This window comes from Micromonospora sp. NPDC005087, from assembly GCF_042872965.1.
Classification (GTDB): domain Bacteria; phylum Actinomycetota; class Actinomycetes; order Mycobacteriales; family Micromonosporaceae; genus Micromonospora.
In genome coordinates this window covers 269519-287404 of sequence record NZ_JBIALB010000007.1, presented here as the reverse complement: position 1 = coordinate 287404, position 17886 = coordinate 269519, and the positions used below count along the sequence as shown (strand labels likewise).

The following is a 17886-nucleotide window of genomic DNA, read 5'->3' as shown; positions in this document are numbered from 1 at the left end:
CCGGAGTAGTCGTATGCCCCCGACATCGACAGTCGACCGACCCAGCAACGTTTCCGAAGCCCTTGCCCGAGGCCGCCTCGGCGTCCCCTCGGTGATCTTCTTCGTGCTCTCCGCCGCGGCGCCACTGACGGTGGTGGCCGGTGTCGTCACCACCGGCTACGGCGTCATCGGGGTGACCGGCATCCCGCTGGCCTTCCTGGTGGTCGCCGCGGTGCTCGCCCTGTTCTCGGTGGGCTACGTGGCGATGTCCCGCCGGGTGGAGAACGCCGGCGCCTTCTACGCCTACATCTCCCGTGGCCTGGGCCGGCCGGCCGGCGTGGGCGCCGCCTGGGTGGCGCTGATCGCGTACAACGCGCTTCAGGTCGGGCTCTACGGCACCATCGGCGTCGCCGCCGAGCCGGTGCTCGACCGGATCTTCGGTGGGCACCCGCACTGGTCGATCGTCGCCCTGGTGGCGTGGGCGCTGGTCGGCCTGCTCGGCCTGCTCCGGGTGGACATCAACGGCCTGGTGCTGGCGGCGCTGCTGGTCGCCGAGATCGTGGTGATCCTGATCTTCGACCTGGGGCAGCTGGGCAACCCGGCCGACGGCCAGGTCAGCTTCGCCGCGTTGTCGCCGGACAACCTCTTCGTGCCCGGATTGGGCGCGGTGCTGGTGCTGGCCATCCTCGGCTTCGTCGGCTTCGAGTCCGCGGTGGTCTTCAGCGAGGAGAGCAAGGACCCGAAGCGCACGGTGCCGCTGGCGACGTACCTCTCGGTCGCGATCATCGCCGGGCTGTACGCGCTCTCCTCCTGGACCATGACGGTCGCCGTCGGACCGGACCGGATCGTGGCCGAGGCCGGTGAGCAGAGCGTCGGGCTGATCTTCAACCTGGCCGGTGCGCAGCTCGGCGACACCGCGGTCACCATCGGCCAGGCGCTCTTCCTGACCTCGGTGCTGGCCGCGATGATCTCGTTCCACAACACCACGGCCCGCTACACCTTCGCGCTCGGCCGGGAGCGGGTGCTGCCGGCGGTGTTCGGGCAGACCTCGCCGCGCAGCGGCGCGCCGCGGGCCGCCTCGCTGGCGCAGAGCGTCCTCGGCCTGCTGGTCATCCTGCTGTACGCGGTCAACGGCTGGGACCCGGTGGTCAAGCTGTTCTTCTGGGGCGGCACCACCGGCGGGTTCGGTGTGCTGCTGCTGATCGCCACCACCTCGGTGGCCGTGATCGCCTACTTCCTCCGCTCCGGTGGCGGGGAGACGTTCTGGCGGCGGGTCATCGCACCCGGGCTGGCCACCATCGCGCTCTTTGTGATCATCTGGCTGGCCGTGTCGAACTTCGCCAACCTGCTCGGCGTCGCGCCGGACTCCTCCCTGCGCTGGGCGCTGCCCGCGGTGTACCCGGTGGCGGCCGCGTTGGGCGTCGGCTGGGCGCTGGTGCTGCGCGGCAGCCGTCCGGACACGTACGCCCGGATCGGCCTCGGCGCGGAGAGCGCCGCGGCCGCCGTGCAGCCGGTGGAGCAGTCGCCGGCACCGGCCGGCTCGGAGGCGCCGCGATGAGCGTGGCCATCGAGCGGCTCGGTCCCGAAGACACCGCGCTGGTGGCCGGCCGGACCGCGCAGGCGTTCACCGTCCTGGAGGTGACCCGCTGGCTGGTGCCGGACGCGAGCAAGCGGGAGGCCGTGCTGGCCGGGAACTTCGAGATCCTGGTCGAGCACGCGATGCGGCACGGTCTGGTGTATGCCAGCGCGGACCGGGCCGCGGTCGCGGTCTGGTTCCCCTCGGTCGGCGACTCGGCTCCGCCGCCGCCCGACTACGACGCCCGGCTCGCCGCCGCCTGCGGTGAGTGGACCGACCGGTTCGAGCATCTCGACGAGTTGTTCGCGGCGAACCACCCGCATCCGGACCACCACCATCTGGCCTTCCTGGCGGTCCAGCCGGACCGGCAGGGGCAGGGGCTGGGCACCGCGCTGCTGGAGCACCACCACGCCTGGCTGGACGCCAACGGGATGCCCGGTTACCTGGAGGCGAGCAGCCCGCGTAGTCGGGACCTGTACGCGCAGCACGCCTACCGGGCCGGCGAGCCGTTCCGGGTGCCCGATGGCACGCCGTTCTGGCCGATGTGGCGGGAGCCGGTGAGCCGCTGACGGGACCGGCCGGGCGCTGCCGCCCGGTGCGCAGAGCTGACGTGCTGTAATGCTCGCGTGACAGTTCGTACGCGCGATCGAGGGCCGGGTCCGCGGACCCGGCCCTCGATCGGAACCGCTTAGTACGTGCCGTCGAGCTGGCCACGCAGCTTGGTGAGCGCCCGGGCCAGCAGCCGGGAGACGTGCATCTGCGAGACGCCGATCTGCTCGGCGATCTGCGACTGCGTCAGGTTGCCGTAGAACCGCAGGGTGAGGATCTTCTGCTCCCGCTCGTCGAGCGTGGCCAGCGCCGGGCCCAGGGCGACCCGCAGCTCAGCCAGCTCGAACTCCGCGTCCTCGCCGCCGAGCATGTCGCCCAGCTCGGTGGCGCGCTCGCCGTCGCCGGTCGGGGTGGACAGCGACACCGCGTTGTATGCCCGGGCGCCTTCCAGACCCTCCAGCACCTCTTCCTCGGTGAGCCCGAGGTGGGTGGCGATGTCGGCGACCGTCGGCGAGCGGCCGAGGGTCTGCAGGAGTGAGCTGTTGGCGTCGGAGATGGACAGCCGCAGCTCCTGGAGCCGGCGGGGCACCCGGATGTCCCAGGTGCGGTCGCGGAAGTGCCGCTTGAGCTCGCCGATGATCGTGGGGATGGCGTACCCGGCGAAGTCGACGCCGCGGGACGGGTCGAACTTGTCGATGGCCTTGATCAGGCCGACCGCGGCGGTCTGTGCCAGATCGTCGGTGGGCTCGCCCCGCCCGCTGTAGCGGTGGGCGAGGTGGTTGGCCAGCGGCAGCCAGGCCTCGATCGCCCGGTCCCGCAGCGCGGCGCGCGACGGGTGGGTGGTCGGCAGTGCGGCCATGGCGTTGAGCAGATCCGTGGCGCTGTCGGTGAGCGTCCGCGGGTCGAGCTTCACGCTCTTGGCGGTGGCACTCGGCTGCTCGCTGATCGTTGGCGCGGTCATTGGGTGGTCCTCCCTGCACCTCGTCCGCGGACAAAAAGACGTGACGCTTTGGTTTAGCTTCGTATGGGCCGTTCGGGACTCACCTTAACCTGATCGTCTCCCCAAAATCTAGCCGAAAGGCTGATGTACTTAAGCCGTTTCAGGTCGTAAAACATACAAAATGGGTGGCTGCTTTGGCTGTTGTGAGGTCTCTTGCGGGTTGCGGCACCCATTGCTCGGCCGCCCGGCCACCCCGCGCCGGCCTGACCGGTCGGCCCACGGCAGCCGGCCGAGCGGTCAACATAAAATCCGACATCTGGGCCGAGGTGTCTACTATCCGTCGTTGTCCCGCCGGTGGGACTGGCCGTAACGTCGCCTCTACATACCCGGTTCGGAGGCACCGTGCTCGATCCAGCCGCTCCCCAGCTAGTCGTGAACAGTCGCACGCTCTACTTCAGCTGGTTGCCGGCGGATCCGGACGCGGTGGCCGCTCTGGTCCCGGCCGGCCTGCGGCCCCGCCCGGACCGGCAGGTGTTCCTCAACCAGTACATCGTCGACGACGAGACGCAGACCTCCGGCTTCGGCGCCTACTCGCTGACCTACCTCGGCGTCTCGCTGACCGGCGTGGACGCCCCCGGCGGCCTCAGCCCCGGCGGCTGGTGGACCCACTACGTGGCATCCAGCCGCACGGTCCGGGAATACGCCGCCGCGCGCGGCGCCCCGGCGATCACCGGCCGCACCAGTATCGAGGTGCGCGGCGGCCACCTGGTCTCGGTGACCGAGGCCGACGGGGCGCCGCTGATCCGGGCCCGCTGCCAGGTCGGCGAGACCGGCCATGTGATCAACAGCGGGCACCACCGCTACTTCACCCGCCGCGACGGTCAACTGCTCAGCGCCGTCTACCCGTTCGTGGCGGAGCCGGTCGCACCGTTCGAGATCGAGTCGGTCGAGTTCCTGGAGCCCGGCCACCCGATGTACGCGCTACGGCCGGCCAACCCGCTGACCATCGGCTTCGGCTACTACTCGCCACGCTCCTCGTTCGCCTACCCCGGCGGGCTGAGCGTGTATCCGGGCGCGAGCGGCCCGCCACCGGCGACGGCCCGGCCGGCTCACCATGTGCCGGCCAACCTGGCCCGCAGCGGCCTGCCGTCCGGGTCGTAGACCAGCCGGTACACCGGCAACGCCCAAATGCGGGTGTACCAGGGAAGTCGATCGGGACGATGCGGGCGTAACCGGCCGGGAGGACGGGTGCCCACCTGGCCGCCGTCGTACCACCGTTGCAGCGCGTCGGCAGCGGCCGTGACGGCCGCGACGGCGTCGGTGGGGTCCAGCAGGTCGGCGTCGTCCGCGCCGCCCGGGTCGCGGTCCAGGTGTTCGCGCCAGAGCCGCAGCCGCAACTCCCGGGCGAAGACCCGTGCCCCGTCGCCCTGCCCGGCCGGGTCGGTGGGCTCCCGCTGGTCGCGGGTGTCGTCGAGCACCGCACAGGACAACTCGCTGTCGTGCGTCCACGAGCGGCGGTTGAAGTTGTCGCTGCCCACGCTGGCCCAGACGTCGTCGACCACGCAGATCTTCGCGTGCACGTAGACCGGGTCGCCGGCGTGGTTCTCCACGTCGAACACGTGCACCCGGTCCGGCGCTGCCCGCTCGCACAGCGACAACGCCTGCTCACGGCCGACCGTGTTCGGTGGCAGCGCGAGCCTGCCGTCCACGTCCGGGTGCCGGGGCACCACGGCGATCAGGTGCAGCTCCGGGTTGTCACGCAGGGCGTGCGCGAACAGGTCCGCCACCTCGCTCGACCAGAGGTACTGGTCCTCCAGGTAGATGAGCCGGCGGGCACGGCGTACCGCCTTGGTGTAGCCCCGGGCCACGGACCGTTCGCCGTGCGGCGCGAAGGAGTAGCGCGGTCGGACGGCGGGGTAGGTGCGCAGCACCTGGATCTGGTGCGGACCGCAGGGCTGCGGGTCGGCCGGCTGCTCGGGCAGCGGGTCGGGGCGCAGGTCCGCGCCGCGCAGTCGGTCCCGCAGGTAGGCCGTCGGGTTCTCCGAGTCCAGCGGCATCGGGTCGGTCCAGCGCTCCCGGAACACGGTGTCCAGTGCACCGACCACCGGGCCGCGCACCGCGAGCTGCACGTCGTGCCAGGGCGGGTTGGGGCCGTACCGGGGAGACATCCGCACCGGCTGCGGGTCGCCGTGGTGCCCGGCGTCGTCCCGCCGGCTGTGGCACAGGTCGATTCCGCCGGCGAACGCGATGTCCCGTTCCGGGGCGCTCGGATGCCGCAGCACCACCAGCTTCTGGTGGTGCGAGCCGCCACGGCGGACCCGCTGGTCGAGCAGCACCTCCCCACCGGCCGCGGAGATCACCTCGCTGAGGTCGCGGTTCTCCGCTTCGCTGTAGGCCAGCGCGTCGAGGTGCGAGCGCCAGATCAGCCCCTTGACCACCACCCCGCGCTGCGCGGCCTGGGCGAAGAGCTGGGCCACGGTCGGGCCGTCCGGGCGTAGCCGCTGGTCCGGATCGCCCCGCCAGTCGGTGAAGAAGAGGTGGTCGCCGGCCGTCAGCGCCTCCACCTCGTCGACCAGCCGGTCGAAGTACGCCGCACCGTGAATTAGTGGCTCGGCGAGGTTTCCGCTGGCCCAGACGGGTAACCCAGAGATTGGGTTGGCCCGTTCCTGCGCGGTGAGGAACCAGTCCTGCAACGGCAACGTCCAGCCCCCCGGAGGTCGGCAACGTCCTCACCGTAGGACCCCCGACCCGGGTCCGCACGCCAGGGCCGGCAGACCGGCGACCTGGCCGACGCGACAACAACCGAGGAGGCCACACCATGCCCCGCGAGACGACGAACCCCGTGACCGAGTACCGCGAGCCGGCGGTGGAGAGCGAACGGGGGGCGTTGGTAGCGGTGTTGCTCATGGTGATTCTCGGCGTGGCTGGGATTTTCGCCGTCTCCTGAGGCGGCGCCGGCGCCCCGGGTGTACGGGGGCGCCGGCGCCGATCTCAGCGGTTGACGTGGTCAGGGCCGGGCGCCCTGGCCGCCGGTGTGCGGCAGCCGCTCGGTGGGAATCACGCCGAGCCGACCGGCCTGGTAGTCCTCGAACGCCTGGACCAGCTCGTCCCGGGTGTTCATCACGAACGGGCCGTACTGTGCCACCGGCTCCCGGATCGGCTGGCCACCCATGATGTAGAGGTCCAGTGCAGGGGTGTTGCTGTCCTGCGTGGTGTCCGCGCTGAAGCGCAGCGCGTCGCCCGGACCGTGCACCGCGAGCTGCCCGGTCCGTACCGGCCGACGGTCGGCGCCGACGGTGCCGCGCCCGCCGAGCACGTACACCAGGGCGTTGAACTCCGGCTGCCACGGCAGGTCGACCTGCGCTCCCGGCTGCACGGTGACGTGCGTGATGGTGATCGGGGTGAAGGTGGAGCCCGGGCCGCGGTGCCCGGCCACCTCACCGGCGATGACCCGGATCAGCGCACCGCCGTCGGCTGTCGTGAGCAGCGCCGACTCCCGGCCCCGGATGTCCTGGTAGCGCGGCGGGTTCATTTTGGCCGCGCGGGGCAGGTTGACCCAGAGTTGGGTGCCGTGGAAGAGCCCACCGCTCATCACGAGGTGCTCCGGCGGGGCCTCGATGTGCAGCAGTCCACTGCCGGCGGTCATCCACTGGGTGTCGCCGTCGGTGATGGTGCCGCCGCCACCGTGCGAGTCCTGGTGGTCGAAGACGCCGTCGATGATGTAGGTGACGGTCTCGAAGCCACGGTGCGGGTGCCAGGGGGTGCCCTTCGGCTCGCCCGGCGCGTAGTCCACCTCACCCATCTGGTCGAGGTGGATGAACGGGTCCAGGTCGGTCGTCGGCACCCCCGCGAAGGCCCGGCGGACCGGGAAGCCCTCGCCCTCGAAGCCGCTGGGCGCGGTGGTCACCGTGCGGACCGGGCGGATCTTGGCGGACTCGTCGAGCTGCGGCAGGCGGGGCAGGACGAGGACGTTCTCAACGGTGATCGCGGGCATCGAAGGCTCCTAGTTCGTGGCGTGGGTGGTCGACGTGGCCCGGGCCGCCCGTAGGCGGTCGCCGAGCCGGCCGAAGACCCGGGTGAGGCAGGCGACCTCGGCGTCGTCGAGGTCGTCCATCAGGTGGGTGCGCACCGACGCCAGATGGTGCGGCGCGGCTTCCCGTAGAGCGAGCAGCCCGGCGGCGGTGAGCACCGCCTCGCTGCCCCGTCGGTCGTCCGGGCAGGGCTCCTTGCTGACCAGGCCGCGGCGTTGCATTGAGGAGATCTGGTACGTCAACCGGCTGGGTGAGAAGACGAGTCGGCCGGCCAGCTCACCCATCCGCAGCCGCTGCCCCGGTGCCTCGGAGAGCAGGACCAGCACGTGGTAGTCGGCGAAGCTGAGATCGCTGTCGGCCCGAAGGTCGTCTTCCAGCTGGGTGTAGAGGCGCTGGCTGGCCTCGATGTAGGCGCGCCAGGCGGCCTCTCGGGTGCTGTCCAGGCTCTCTGTCACGTCCACGACGATAGCACTCTTTCAAAATTTAACTAGTGCCCTTGAGCGTCGTCTGGATCACGTCCACGCCGCCCTGGTACAGCGCTCGTACAGCTTTGAAAGGAGTCGTCGGTGGTCCGGCGGTGGAGCCGGCGGGTGATGTGCCAGACTCCGCCCTCGTGGAACACGTGGAGCTCACCGCCGCCGACCTGTTGCTGCGCCCGTGGCGGGACGCGGACGCCCCCTCGGTGCGCGACGCCCTGCGCGACCCGGCCATCGCCCAATGGAACCCACACCGCGGCGGCCCGATCGACGACGAGGCCGCCCTGTCGTGGGTACGCCACCGGGCCGACTGGTCCGGCGGCGACCACGCCTCGATGGCGGTAACGGCCGCGGTCGGCGGGGAACTGCTGGGCTCGGTGTCCGTGTACCACATCCACCACGGCGACGCGTCCATCGGCTACTGGACGGTGCCGGCGGCGCGCGGGCGCGGGGTGGCGGTGCGGGCGGTCGTCCGGCTCACCGACTGGGCGTTCGCCGACCTCGGGCTGCACCGGGTGGAGCTGTGCCACGCGGTGGCCAACCAGGCGTCCTGCCGGGTCGCCCACCGGGCCGGCTACCTCGCGGAAGGGACGCTGCGCGAGTCGTACCGGTACGGCGACGGCCGCCGCCACGACGAGCACCTGCACGCCCGCCTGTCCACCGACCGATAGGCCCTCGGTGGACGGCGGCTCACTCGATCACCCTCCGCAGGAACGCGCCGAGGGTGGTCGTCGTGCGGTCGATCTTCTCCTCCAGGGTGATCGTCTCGTCCAGGCGGCGCCCGGCGTCCTTCTTGCCCCGCAGGTAGTACGAGCAGGCCAGGTCGGAGCAGATGTAAACGCCGACGGAGTTGCCCTGCCGCCCGTCCCGGCCTGCTCTGCGGGCCGTCATCAGCGCGACGCCGTACCCGGTGTGCGTGGTCAGGCACAGCGAGCACATGCTGCGCCGGGCGCGCCCGGTGTGCGGGGCCACCCGCAACGCCACCCCGACCAACCCGCTGTCGGACTCGGCGACCAGGTAGGCCCGCTGCGGGGCGGCGCCGTCCCGCCACCCGAAGAAGTCGAGGTCGTCCCACGGTCGCACTTCGAGATCGTTCGGTACGGCCAGCCGCTTCGCCTCGCCCTGGGTGCAGTTGACGAAGGACGCGCGGATGGCGCGCTCAGTTATCGCTAGCATAGGTAGTAGCCTAGCTCTCCTAGGCAAGCAAATAACACGACTAGGTTGGGAGTGTGCGGCATGGCACGTGCGGGGGTGACCGCCGAGCGTCTGACCCTGGCCGCGGCCGAGCTGGCCGACGAGATCGGCATGGAGAACGTGACCGTCGCCGCGCTCGCCCGGCGCTTCGGCGTCAAGGACGCGAGCCTGTACTTCCACATCAGGAACGCACACGACCTGCGGGTAAGGGTGGCGCTGCTGGCGCTCGCGGAACTTGCCGACCGGGTCGCCGCCGCCCTCGCCGGCCGCGCGGGCAAGGACGCGTTGGTGGCCTTCGCCAACGCGTACCGGGACTACGCGACGCGGCACCCGGGCCGGTACGCCGCGATGCAGATCGACCTCGACCCGGAGACGGCCGCCGCGAGCGCCGGCGTCCGGCACGCGGAGATGACGCGAGCGATCCTGCGTGGCTACCGGCTCTCCGAACCCGACCAGACCGACGCGGTACGGATGATGCACAGCACGTTCCACGGATTCGTGAGCCTGGAGAAGACCGGCGGCTTCCGGCACACCCCCCGGACGACGGACGCCTCCTGGGCTCGAACGCTGGACGCTCTCGACGCGGTCCTCAGCAACTGGCCGTTCACGGGGAGCACCGGTGCGGAGACCGCTCGGTGACGGACGGCGACCGCCTAGGCTCGACGGCGTGGACGAACTGGAGCTGGCCGACTGGCGGGAACGGATAGCCCGGCTGTACCTGTCCGACGTCGACCTGGCCGGGTTCCGCGCCGGCCGTGATCAGCTCTTCGCCACCCACCCGCAGAGCCCGATCCCGGCGGCGGAGCGACCCGGCTTCACCGGAGTGCGCTACTTTCCGCCCAACCCGGCCGCCGTGGTGGAAGCACCCCTGCGCCCGGCCAGCGGCGAGCTGCGGATCGACACCGGCGGCCCGGACGGGGTGGTCGCGTACCGGCGGGTCGCGGTCGCGCAGACGTCGTGGGGGCCGCTGACCCTGTGGTGGATCGAGGCGTACGGGGGCGGGCTGTTCGTGCCGCTGCGCGACGGGACCTGCGGACAGGACACCTACGGCGGAGGTCGGTACCTCACCGACACGGTGAAGGGCACCTTCGGCCGGGGCGTCGAGCTGCTGCCCGGCGACCGGGTCCGGCTGGACGCCAACTATCTCTACAACCCGAGCTGCGCGTACGACGACCGCTGGGCGTGTCCGTTGGCGCCGCCCGAGAACCGGCTCGACGTGCCGCTGCGGGCCGGCGAGCTGGCGTACCACGACTGAACGGCCGCCCCGGCGTGCTGCCGGGACGGCCGTTCGAACCGCTCTCAGCCGGCGTCCGTCGCCGAACCGGACATCTGCATCCGACCCAGCAGCTGCCGGGCCTGGTCGGCGAGCTGCGCGTCGACGATCACCGCGTACTGGCCGGCGCGGAGCGAACTGGCCGAGGTGAAGTCCCGCTGCCCGCCGGTCATCGCGTGCGCGACCGCGCCGAACACCGCACCCCAGATCGCGCCGATGACCAGCCCGACCAGGATCACCGCCAGCCAGTTGCCCACGGTGAAGATGCCGAACAGCAGGCCGATGAAGAGCCCGAACCAGGCGCCGGTGCCGGCGCCGAGCAGGGCGGACCGACCGGTGGTCATCCGCCCGAGCACCGTCTCCACCAGCGTGAGGTTGGTCCCGACGATCGCACTGTGCTCCACCGGGAAGCGGTTGTCGGCGAGATAGTCGACCAACCGCTGTGCGGCCGGATAGTCCGGATACGAGCCGATCGTCACGGTGGGCGGGCCGGTCTCCGGTCCGTGCCCGTCACCGGACGGTGCCGACGGACGGCCGGCCGGGCCGGACGGCAGCAGATCGCCACCCTGTGTGCCGGGCCGCCACGCGGCGGCCGGCCCCGAAGCTGACGTCATGAGCATCCTCCCTCGTCAAGTCGTCCGGGTTCCCGCCCGCGCCGGCCGGTAACGCCAGCAACCAGGGTGGATGCCGTGCCGCCCGCCAGGAATGCGCCTGGATGCCCCGGGTAGGTAACCGGGTGCGGAGCGGACAGATCAGCGACCACGGCTTCCTCGCCGACGGCCGCAGCGCGGCGCTGGTGGACCGCTCGGGCTCGGTGAACTGGTGGTGCCCGGGCCGGTTCGACGCGCCGTCGGTGTTCGGGCGACTGCTCGACGACGACGCCGGGCACTGGTCGATCCGGCCGGAGGGCGATTTCAGCGTCGATCGCTGCTACCTCGACGACACCCTGGTGCTGCGGACCGTCTTCCGCACCGGGCAGGGGGAGGTGGCGCTGACCGACGCGCTCGCCTTCGAGCCCGGGGCGCGCGGCCACGACATCGGGATGTGCTCGCCGCAGGTGCTGGTCCGCAGCGTGCGGGGCCTCTCCGGCGAGGTCCCGATGCGGGTGCACTACCGGCCACGCTTCGAGTACGGGCGGACCACCGCGTTCCTCGTGGAGCGGGGCGGCATGCTGGATGCCGTCGCCGGGGCGGCGCGGCTCACCCTGCGGGGAAGTGTGCCGCTGTGCTGTGGCGAGGGCGAGGCCACCGGCACCTTCACCGCCCGCGCCGGTTCGATCCACAACTTCACGCTCGGGTACGCCCCGACCTACGACGCGCCGGCGCCGGAGGTGCCGGACGCCGATCGGACGATCACCGACACGGCCGCCGGGTGGCGGTCCTGGGTCGAACAGCACGAATACCGGGGGTGTTACTCCGAACAGGTGCGACGCAGCGCGCTGGTGGTGCAGGGCATGACGTACCGGCCCAGCGGAGCCGTGGTGGCCGCGGCGACCACCTCGCTGCCGGAGAAGCTCGGCGGAAACCGGAACTACGACTACCGCTACGTCTGGGTGCGCGACTTCAGTCTCACCCTGCGGGCGCTGTGGCGCTCGGCCTGCTTCCACGAGGTGCAGCGGCAGTTCTCCTGGGTGAGCCGGGCGATGGGCCGGATCGGCGACGAACCGGTGCCGATCATGTACGGGGTGCAGGGGGAGCGGGACCTCACCGAGCACCGCCTGGAGCACCTCGCCGGGTACCGCGGCAGCCCGCCGGTGCTCATCGGCAACGACGCGTGGCGGCAGCGGCAGACCGACATCTTCGGCGAGGCGCTGGACGCCGCCTGGCTGATGCGCGACAAGTTGGAGCCGATGGAGCCGGACGTGCGCAACGTGCTGCGGGTGCTCGCCGACCAGGCCGTGGTGGACTGGCGGAAACCGGACGCGGGCATGTGGGAGGAGCGCGGGATCGAACACCACCACGTGTCCTCGAAGGTGCAGTGCTGGGTCGCGCTGGACCGCGCGGTCCGCTTCGGTGACGAGCTCGGTGGACCGGAGGACGTGGAACGCTGGGCGGCCGCCCGCGACGAGGTGCGCGCGACGGTACTGGAGCAGGGGTGGAGCGACCGGCTCGGTGCGTACAGCGGGAGTTTCGGATCCGACGACCTGGACGCCTCGGTGCTGGTGATGCCACTGGTGGGTTTCCTGGCGGCCGACGACCCACGGATGCGCGCGACGGTCCGAGCGGTGGAGCGGCGGTTGTCCCACGACGGCCTGCTGCGACGCTGGGACGGCGACCCGGCGGGCTTCGTCATCTGCTCGTTCTGGCTGGTGGGCTGCCTGGCGATGGGAGGGGAACTGGACCGGGCGCACGGGTTGTTCCGCCGGCTGGCCGGGCGGGTCAACGACCTCGGCCTGTTCGCCGAGCAGATCGACCCGCTGACCGGCGAGCAGATGGGCAACTTCCCCCAGGCGTTCTCGCACATCGGCCTGATCAACGCCGCCGGTCAGCTCACGGACGTCGAACGGGACCCGGCGCTGCGGCATCGCGGCGTGCCACCGCCGCACTTCACCCCGACGCGGTCCTGAGCGGGCTGGGGGACAATGCCGGGATGCGGCTGGTGCTCACGGCGGACACCCACCTACCGAAGCGGGCCCGGGATCTGCCCGGGCCGCTCTGGCAGGCGATCGAGGCGGCGGACGTGGTGCTGCACGCCGGCGACTGGGTGGACGAGTCGCTGCTCGACGCGATGACCGCGCGCTCCCGTCGGCTGATCGGGGTGTACGGCAACAACGACGGCCCGGCGCTGCGCGCCCGGCTGCCGGAGGTGGCCCGGGCTGACCTCGACGGCCTGCGGGTGGCCGTGGTGCACGAGACCGGCCCCCGGGCCGGCCGCGAGCAGCGCTGCGCGGCCCGCTTCCCCGACGTCGATTTGCTCCTCTTCGGGCATTCGCACATCCCCTGGGACACCGAAGCCCCCGGTGGCCTACGCCTGCTCAACCCCGGCTCACCCACCGACCGCCGCGCCCAGCCCCACGCCACCTATCTCACGGCCGAGGTGGACGCCGGCCGCCTGACCCGGGTCGAGCTGCACCGGCTGCCCCGCCGCTGACCCCGGTCGCGCTTGGTTGCTGCGGTCCGTCAGCGTCATCACCCTCTCTTCGAACAAGCGTGCCAATACCCGGATCTTCGCGCGTTCATGCCTGCTCGGCGCGTCCGCCGGCACCTACGATCACCCGATGAGCGTGGACCGGTCAGGTGTGGTGGTGGTCGGAGCGGGCATCGCCGGGGTGGCCTGCGCCGTGGAGCTGGCCGCGGCCGGGGTGCCGGTGCAGGTCCGGGAGCGGGGGCACGTCCGCGGCGGCCGGATGGCCAGCAAACGCTTCGACGGCCGCCCCGCCGACATCGGCGCCGCCTACTTCACCGCCAGCGACCCCGACTTCGCCGCGCTGGTCGAGCAGTGGCGCGCCGCCGGCCTGGTCCGCGAATGGACCGACACCTTCCAGGCGTACGACCAGGACGGGCGCCGCGACGTGCCCGGGCCGATGCGCTTCGCCGCGCCGCGCGGACTGCGTTCACTGGTCGAACACCTGGCCGGCGCGGTGCCGGTGACCGTCGACCGGTTGGTGCTCACCGTGGAACCCGGGCCGGTCGTGGACGGGCAGCCGTGCGCGGCGGTCGCCCTGGCCATGCCGGGCCCGCAGGCCGCCCTGCTGCTCGACCCGGCCCTGGCCGACGCCACCCGCGTCGCGCAGGCGCAGCGCTGGTCGCCCTCGCTGGCCGCGGTGCTGCGCTTCCCGACCCGGCGCTGGCCGGACTTCCGGGGCGCGTTCGTCAACGACCACCCGGTGCTCAGCCTGGTCTGCGACGACGGCGACCGGCGGGGCGACGGCGCCCCGGTGCTGGTCGCGCACACCGTGCCGGAGTTCGCCGCCGGGCACCTCGCCCAGCCCACCGGAGCCGGCCCGGTGATCGAGCATGCGGTCCGGGACCTGCTGGGGTTGCCCGAGGTGGCGGCCGACGTGCACGTGCACCGATGGACGTACGCGAAGCCCACCACCGCCGGGGGCGGCACCCATCACCTGGACGCCGACGGGATCGGCCTGGCCGGCGACGCGTTCGGCAAGCCCCGGGTGCAGAGCGCCTGGCGCTCCGGTCGGGACCTCGGCCGTGCCCTGGCGGCCCGCCTCAGCTGAGGACGCCGACCGCCGGCTGGCCGCCGGTTTCCGATGGGCCGGGGCTCAGGCGTGGCCGGCGACGCGCTGGGCGGGCACGCCTCGTTCGGCCGGGTCGCTGGTCCGTGCGCCCTTACGGTCCAGCAACTGCATGACCGGGGTCGCCGCGACGCCGTGCACCACCACGGAGACGAGCACCACCAGCCCGACCGTGGCCCAGAGCAGCTCCGCCTGCGGGAAGTCCGCCTTCGTGGTCGCGTACGCCAGGTAGTAGAACGAGCCCACACCGCGGATGCCGAACAACGAGATGACCCAATGCTCGGCCGGCCGGCCCGGCGCGCCCCGCAGCGACAACCAGCCGACCAGCGGCCGGACCAAGAACACCAGCGCCACCCCGACGGCCGCAGCCGGCCAGGTCAGCGGAGCGAGCAGGCCCCCGACGATGGCGCCGCCGAGCAGCAGCAGCAGCACCAGGGTGAGCAGCCGTTCGATCTGCTCCGCGAAGTCGTGCAGCACCGAGTGGAACTCGTGGGTCCGCTCGGCGGCCCGGATCGCGCGGGCGGCCACGAACACCGCCAGGAACCCGTACCCGCCGACCACCTCCACCAGCCCGTACGCCAGGAAGGTGGCGGCCAACGCCAGGAAACCCTCGGCGTGCCGGGCCAGCCGCAGATGGCTGGGCGCCCGGAAGAACAGCTTGCCGAGCAACCAACCGATGAGCAGGCCGCCGCCGACCCCGACGCCGACCTTCCAGAGCACATCGACGGTGAACCAGTCGACCAGCCAGTCCCGCGGCGCGAGGCTGGTCGAGGCGATGGCCGCGTAGACGAACGGGAACGCCAGCCCGTCGTTGAGGCCCGCCTCGGAGGTCAACGCGAAACGGACCTCATCCTCGGAGTCCTCCACGTCGGTCGGCTCGCCGACCTGCACGTCGGCCGCGAGCACCGGGTCGGTCGGGGCCAGGGCGGCGCCCAGCAGCAGCGCGCCGGCCGGCACCAGCCCGGCCCACCACCAGCCGAGCAGCGCCACCGCCGCGATGCACAGCGGCATCGCGATGACCAGCAGGCGCCACGTGGACGACCACTTCGCCCAGCTCAACGGTCGGTCGATCTTGAGCCCGGCGCCCATCAGGGCGACGATCACCCCGATCTCGGTCAGGTGGGTGGTCAGCTCGGGGTGGGCCAGCGGGTCCGGTGTGGGCAGTCCGACCGGCAGCAGGAAGACCAGCATCCCCAGGGCGAGGAAGGCGATCGGCATGGACAGCGGCCGCCGCTCCAGCACCCGGGGCAGGATCCCTGCGAGCAGGGCGCCCAGGCCCACCAGCGCGAACGCCACGTCTACCGGCTCCACCGTGCCACCCTCCGACCGTGCCCACGGGTTGCGGGCAGGTGGTGACACACCATGCCCCGCGAGTCGTACGGGTAAGCCTCCGCGACGAGCCGAACAGGAGGGTCGCGACCTGTTGGCCGCCGAGCGTGCATGAGTGTGCACGGGGTGACTATAGTTGCGTATGATGCTCCTGTGAATCTGACGGAGTGGGCACGTGCGCAGGGGATCAGTCCCCACACGGCGTATCGCTGGTTCCGTCAGGGCACCTTGCCGGTCCCGGCTCAGCGGGTTGGCCCCCGCATGATTTTGGTGAATGTGGACGCCAACAGCGCGCCGGCCTCCACGGGTGGCCTGGGTCTGTACGCCCGGGTCTCGTCCCACGATCAGAAGACCGATCTGGAGCGCCAGGTTGCCCGACTGTCGGGGTGGGCGGCCAAGGCCGGCCACCGGGTGGTGCGTGTGGAGTCCGAGATCGGCTCGGGCATGAACGGCGCCCGGTCGAAGGCCCGGCGTCTGCTGGCCGACCCGGACGTGAGCACTGTCGTGGTTGAACATAAGGATCGGCTGGGTCGCATGAACGTCGAACTGGTCGAGGCCGCGCTGGCCGCCCACGGTCGCCGGCTGGTGGTGCTGGACGAGGGCGAGGTCGATAACGACCTGGTCCGCGACATGGTTGAGGTGCTGACGTCGTTTTGTGCTCGCCTGTACGGGCGCAGGTCGGCCCGCAATCGGGCCAGGAAGGCGCTGGAGGCCGCCGAACATGGCTGACCTCCGCTCGATCGACGAGCCGTTCGTCGCCCTCGGCCCGACCGGGGTCGCCATCCGCGACCGCCTCAAAGGTCTCACGGCGCGAGACGAGGAGATCCTGCGCCTGGTGGGTGCACACCTGGGCTCGCTCGCGGCGAAGGACCTCAAGGTTCGGTGTGCCGACCGGCTGGAGCACTCCACGCACGCGTGGGCGGCGCGTAAGCGCGACCTGACGCCTGGCTCGTCGGCCCGGTGGGCAGGGGCGATCACCAAGGCCACGCACGACCAGTGGGCGCTGGCCCGCAGGTGCCAGCTAGTACACATCGGTAACCTCGAAGCTGGGGTCGCGATGATTCGACATCGGCTGTCCCTGCCGGTCGGCCAGCGCGGCACCAAGGGCGTACCGGGCGGCTACCGCAGTCGGCAGGAGTGGTTCGCCAAGAGTCGCCGTCTGCACGTGCTGATGGAGCGGCTGGAGCGGGAGCGGGCCGACCGTGAGGCCGGGGTCGTGCATGTGATGCGCGGCGGGAAGCGGCTCGCCCGCAACCGCCACAACCTGGCCCAGGCTGGACTGACCGGGGCGCAGTGGCGCGACCGCTGGGAAGCGCAGCGCTGGTTCCTTCAGGCCGACGGGGAGTCGGGTAAGCGGTACGGCAACGAGACGATCCGCGTCACCCCCGGCGGCGAAGCGTCGATCAGACTGCCCGCACCGCTGGCCGGACTGGCGAACGCCCCCCACGGCCGGTATGTCCTCGCGGCGAAGGCGCGGTTCCCACATCGGGGCCAGGAGTGGGTCGACCGTATCGAGACCAACCGGGCGGTCGCCTACCGTATCCACCACGACGCGCGGCGCGGACGCTGGTACATCACCGCGTCCTGGCAGTACGCGCCCACCAAGACGGTCCCGCTGCAGGCCGCCCTCGCCGACGGCGCGATCGGGGTGGATACCAATGCCGATCACATCGCCGCCTGGCGGCTCGACGTTCACGGCAATCCAGTCGGCAACCCACGCCGGTTCCACTACGACCTGTCCGGCACCGCCGAGCACCGTGACGCCCAGCTGCGTCACGCCCTGACTCGGCTGCTGAACTGGGTGAAGGTCTGCGGCGTGAAAGCTGTCGCCATCGAGGACCTGAACTTCGAAGCGGAGAAGACCCGGGAGAAGCACGGCCGCCGCAAACGGTTCCGCAGTCTCATATCCGGGATGCCTGTCAGTAAGCTGCGCGCCCGGCTCACGTCGATGGCCGAGGCGCCCGGCATTGCGATCGTCGCGGTCGACCCCGCATACACCTCCAAGTGGGGCGCCCAGCACTGGCAGAAGCCCCTAACCAGCAGAACCCGCACCGCAACTCGCCACGACGCCGCCGCCGTGGCGATCGGACGACGCGCCCAGGGTCACCCGATCCGGCGTCGGACGGCACCGCCCCCAGCTCACCAGAGTGATGGGCAGGGGCATCGGACCGTCCAGGCCGGACCGGGTGACCCTGAGCGCGAGGGAACCCGCCCCCGTAACTTCGGACCGCGGACACGATCCGTGCGCGCCGGATACGGGGCGAACGCGGGAGACCAGCGTGCCCAACACCGTTCGGGACACGCGGCTGAAAACACGCAACTCGTGCTCAGTCCCTAGGAACGGTTC

19 protein-coding genes are annotated in these 17886 nt (G+C 71.7%); 12 read left to right on the top strand and 7 right to left on the bottom strand.

What is annotated here, in order from left to right; genetic code table 11:
• The first annotated feature begins 13 nt into the window (after positions 1-13).
• Positions 14-1537 (top strand): APC family permease, encoded by a 1524-nt coding sequence (locus ACFYPS_RS19105; RefSeq protein WP_354964090.1) that lies wholly within the window; start codon positions 14-16, stop codon positions 1535-1537.
• Complete coding sequence (locus tag ACFYPS_RS19100; protein ID WP_354964091.1) at positions 1534-2124, top strand: GNAT family N-acetyltransferase; 591 nt, start codon at positions 1534-1536, stop codon at positions 2122-2124. The genes ACFYPS_RS19105 and ACFYPS_RS19100 overlap by 4 nt, the downstream gene beginning before the upstream one ends.
• Positions 2125-2243: 119 nt before the next feature.
• On the opposite strand, the gene ACFYPS_RS19095 is transcribed toward ACFYPS_RS19100, so the two are convergent.
• Positions 2244-3065: a SigB/SigF/SigG family RNA polymerase sigma factor gene (locus tag ACFYPS_RS19095; RefSeq protein ID WP_354964092.1), complete on the bottom strand. Its 822-nt coding sequence runs from the start codon at positions 3063-3065 to the stop codon at positions 2244-2246.
• Positions 3066-3476: 411 nt separating this feature from the next.
• Between ACFYPS_RS19095 and ACFYPS_RS19090 the strand changes: the two genes are divergently transcribed.
• The gene (locus tag ACFYPS_RS19090; RefSeq protein ID WP_354964093.1) at positions 3477-4205 is read left to right on the top strand and encodes a hypothetical protein; all 729 of its coding nucleotides are present in this window, start codon (positions 3477-3479) and stop codon (positions 4203-4205) included.
• Here ACFYPS_RS19090 and ACFYPS_RS19085 read toward each other — a convergent pair.
• Complete coding sequence (locus tag ACFYPS_RS19085; RefSeq protein WP_354964094.1) at positions 4154-5743, bottom strand: phospholipase D-like domain-containing protein; 1590 nt, start codon at positions 5741-5743, stop codon at positions 4154-4156. The two genes, ACFYPS_RS19090 and ACFYPS_RS19085, sit on opposite strands and share 52 nt — an antisense overlap.
• A 119-nt stretch (positions 5744-5862) precedes the next feature.
• Between ACFYPS_RS19085 and ACFYPS_RS19080 the strand changes: the two genes are divergently transcribed.
• Positions 5863-5991, top strand: a complete 129-nt coding sequence (locus ACFYPS_RS19080; RefSeq protein ID WP_255787601.1) for a hypothetical protein — start codon at positions 5863-5865, stop codon at positions 5989-5991.
• A gap of 60 nt (positions 5992-6051) precedes the next feature.
• Here ACFYPS_RS19080 and ACFYPS_RS19075 read toward each other — a convergent pair whose 3' ends face one another.
• Both ACFYPS_RS19075 and ACFYPS_RS19070 read right to left on the bottom strand, forming a co-directional pair.
• Positions 6052-7038, bottom strand: a complete 987-nt coding sequence (locus ACFYPS_RS19075; protein ID WP_354964095.1) for a pirin family protein — start codon at positions 7036-7038, stop codon at positions 6052-6054.
• A 9-nt stretch (positions 7039-7047) separates the two neighbouring features.
• Entirely contained in the window at positions 7048-7530 is a 483-nt protein-coding gene (locus ACFYPS_RS19070) for a MarR family transcriptional regulator (protein ID WP_354964096.1), read from the bottom strand.
• A 158-nt stretch (positions 7531-7688) separates the two neighbouring features.
• On the opposite strand from ACFYPS_RS19070, the gene ACFYPS_RS19065 reads away from it, so the two are divergent.
• Entirely contained in the window at positions 7689-8222 is a 534-nt protein-coding gene (locus tag ACFYPS_RS19065) for a GNAT family protein (protein WP_354964097.1), read from the top strand.
• A gap of 19 nt (positions 8223-8241) precedes the next feature.
• Here ACFYPS_RS19065 and ACFYPS_RS19060 read toward each other — a convergent pair whose 3' ends face one another.
• Positions 8242-8727 carry an FBP domain-containing protein gene (locus tag ACFYPS_RS19060; RefSeq protein ID WP_387325830.1) on the bottom strand — a complete coding sequence of 162 codons (486 nt, stop codon included), beginning with the start codon at positions 8725-8727 and terminating at the stop codon, positions 8242-8244.
• A 60-nt stretch (positions 8728-8787) separates the two neighbouring features.
• On the opposite strand from ACFYPS_RS19060, the gene ACFYPS_RS19055 reads away from it, so the two are divergent.
• The gene (locus ACFYPS_RS19055) at positions 8788-9384 is read left to right on the top strand and encodes a TetR/AcrR family transcriptional regulator (RefSeq protein ID WP_387325827.1); all 597 of its coding nucleotides are present in this window, start codon (positions 8788-8790) and stop codon (positions 9382-9384) included.
• A gap of 28 nt (positions 9385-9412) precedes the next feature.
• Entirely contained in the window at positions 9413-10000 is a 588-nt protein-coding gene (locus ACFYPS_RS19050; protein WP_354964100.1) for a DUF1684 domain-containing protein, read from the top strand.
• Between the two features lie 44 nt (positions 10001-10044).
• Here the strand turns inward: ACFYPS_RS19050 and ACFYPS_RS19045 are convergent, their stop codons facing one another.
• Positions 10045-10632 carry a general stress protein gene (locus tag ACFYPS_RS19045; RefSeq protein ID WP_387325824.1) on the bottom strand — a complete coding sequence of 196 codons (588 nt, stop codon included), beginning with the start codon at positions 10630-10632 and terminating at the stop codon, positions 10045-10047.
• A gap of 122 nt (positions 10633-10754) precedes the next feature.
• Here ACFYPS_RS19045 and ACFYPS_RS19040 point away from each other — a divergent pair, with 122 nt between their 5' ends.
• The 3 genes from ACFYPS_RS19040 (at position 10755) to ACFYPS_RS19030 (ending at position 14192) form a co-directional block, all read left to right on the top strand.
• Positions 10755-12584: a glycoside hydrolase family 15 protein gene (locus tag ACFYPS_RS19040; RefSeq protein WP_387325821.1), complete on the top strand. Its 1830-nt coding sequence runs from the start codon at positions 10755-10757 to the stop codon at positions 12582-12584.
• A gap of 23 nt (positions 12585-12607) precedes the next feature.
• Complete coding sequence (locus ACFYPS_RS19035) at positions 12608-13108, top strand: metallophosphoesterase (protein ID WP_354964103.1); 501 nt, start codon at positions 12608-12610, stop codon at positions 13106-13108.
• Between the two features lie 148 nt (positions 13109-13256).
• Positions 13257-14192, top strand: a complete 936-nt coding sequence (locus ACFYPS_RS19030) for an NAD(P)/FAD-dependent oxidoreductase (RefSeq protein ID WP_387325900.1) — start codon at positions 13257-13259, stop codon at positions 14190-14192.
• Positions 14193-14237: 45 nt separating this feature from the next.
• On the opposite strand, the gene ACFYPS_RS19025 is transcribed toward ACFYPS_RS19030, so the two are convergent.
• Entirely contained in the window at positions 14238-15521 is a 1284-nt protein-coding gene (locus tag ACFYPS_RS19025; RefSeq protein WP_387325818.1) for a cation:proton antiporter, read from the bottom strand.
• Positions 15522-15692: 171 nt separating this feature from the next.
• Between ACFYPS_RS19025 and ACFYPS_RS19020 the strand changes: the two genes are divergently transcribed.
• Together ACFYPS_RS19020 and ACFYPS_RS19015 are read left to right on the top strand one after the other, a co-directional pair.
• Positions 15693-16268 (top strand): IS607 family transposase, encoded by a 576-nt coding sequence (locus ACFYPS_RS19020; RefSeq protein ID WP_354964106.1) that lies wholly within the window; start codon positions 15693-15695, stop codon positions 16266-16268.
• Complete coding sequence (locus tag ACFYPS_RS19015) at positions 16261-17877, top strand: hypothetical protein (RefSeq protein WP_354964107.1); 1617 nt, start codon at positions 16261-16263, stop codon at positions 17875-17877. The genes ACFYPS_RS19020 and ACFYPS_RS19015 overlap by 8 nt, the downstream gene beginning before the upstream one ends.
• The last annotated feature ends 9 nt before the right edge of the window (positions 17878-17886 follow it).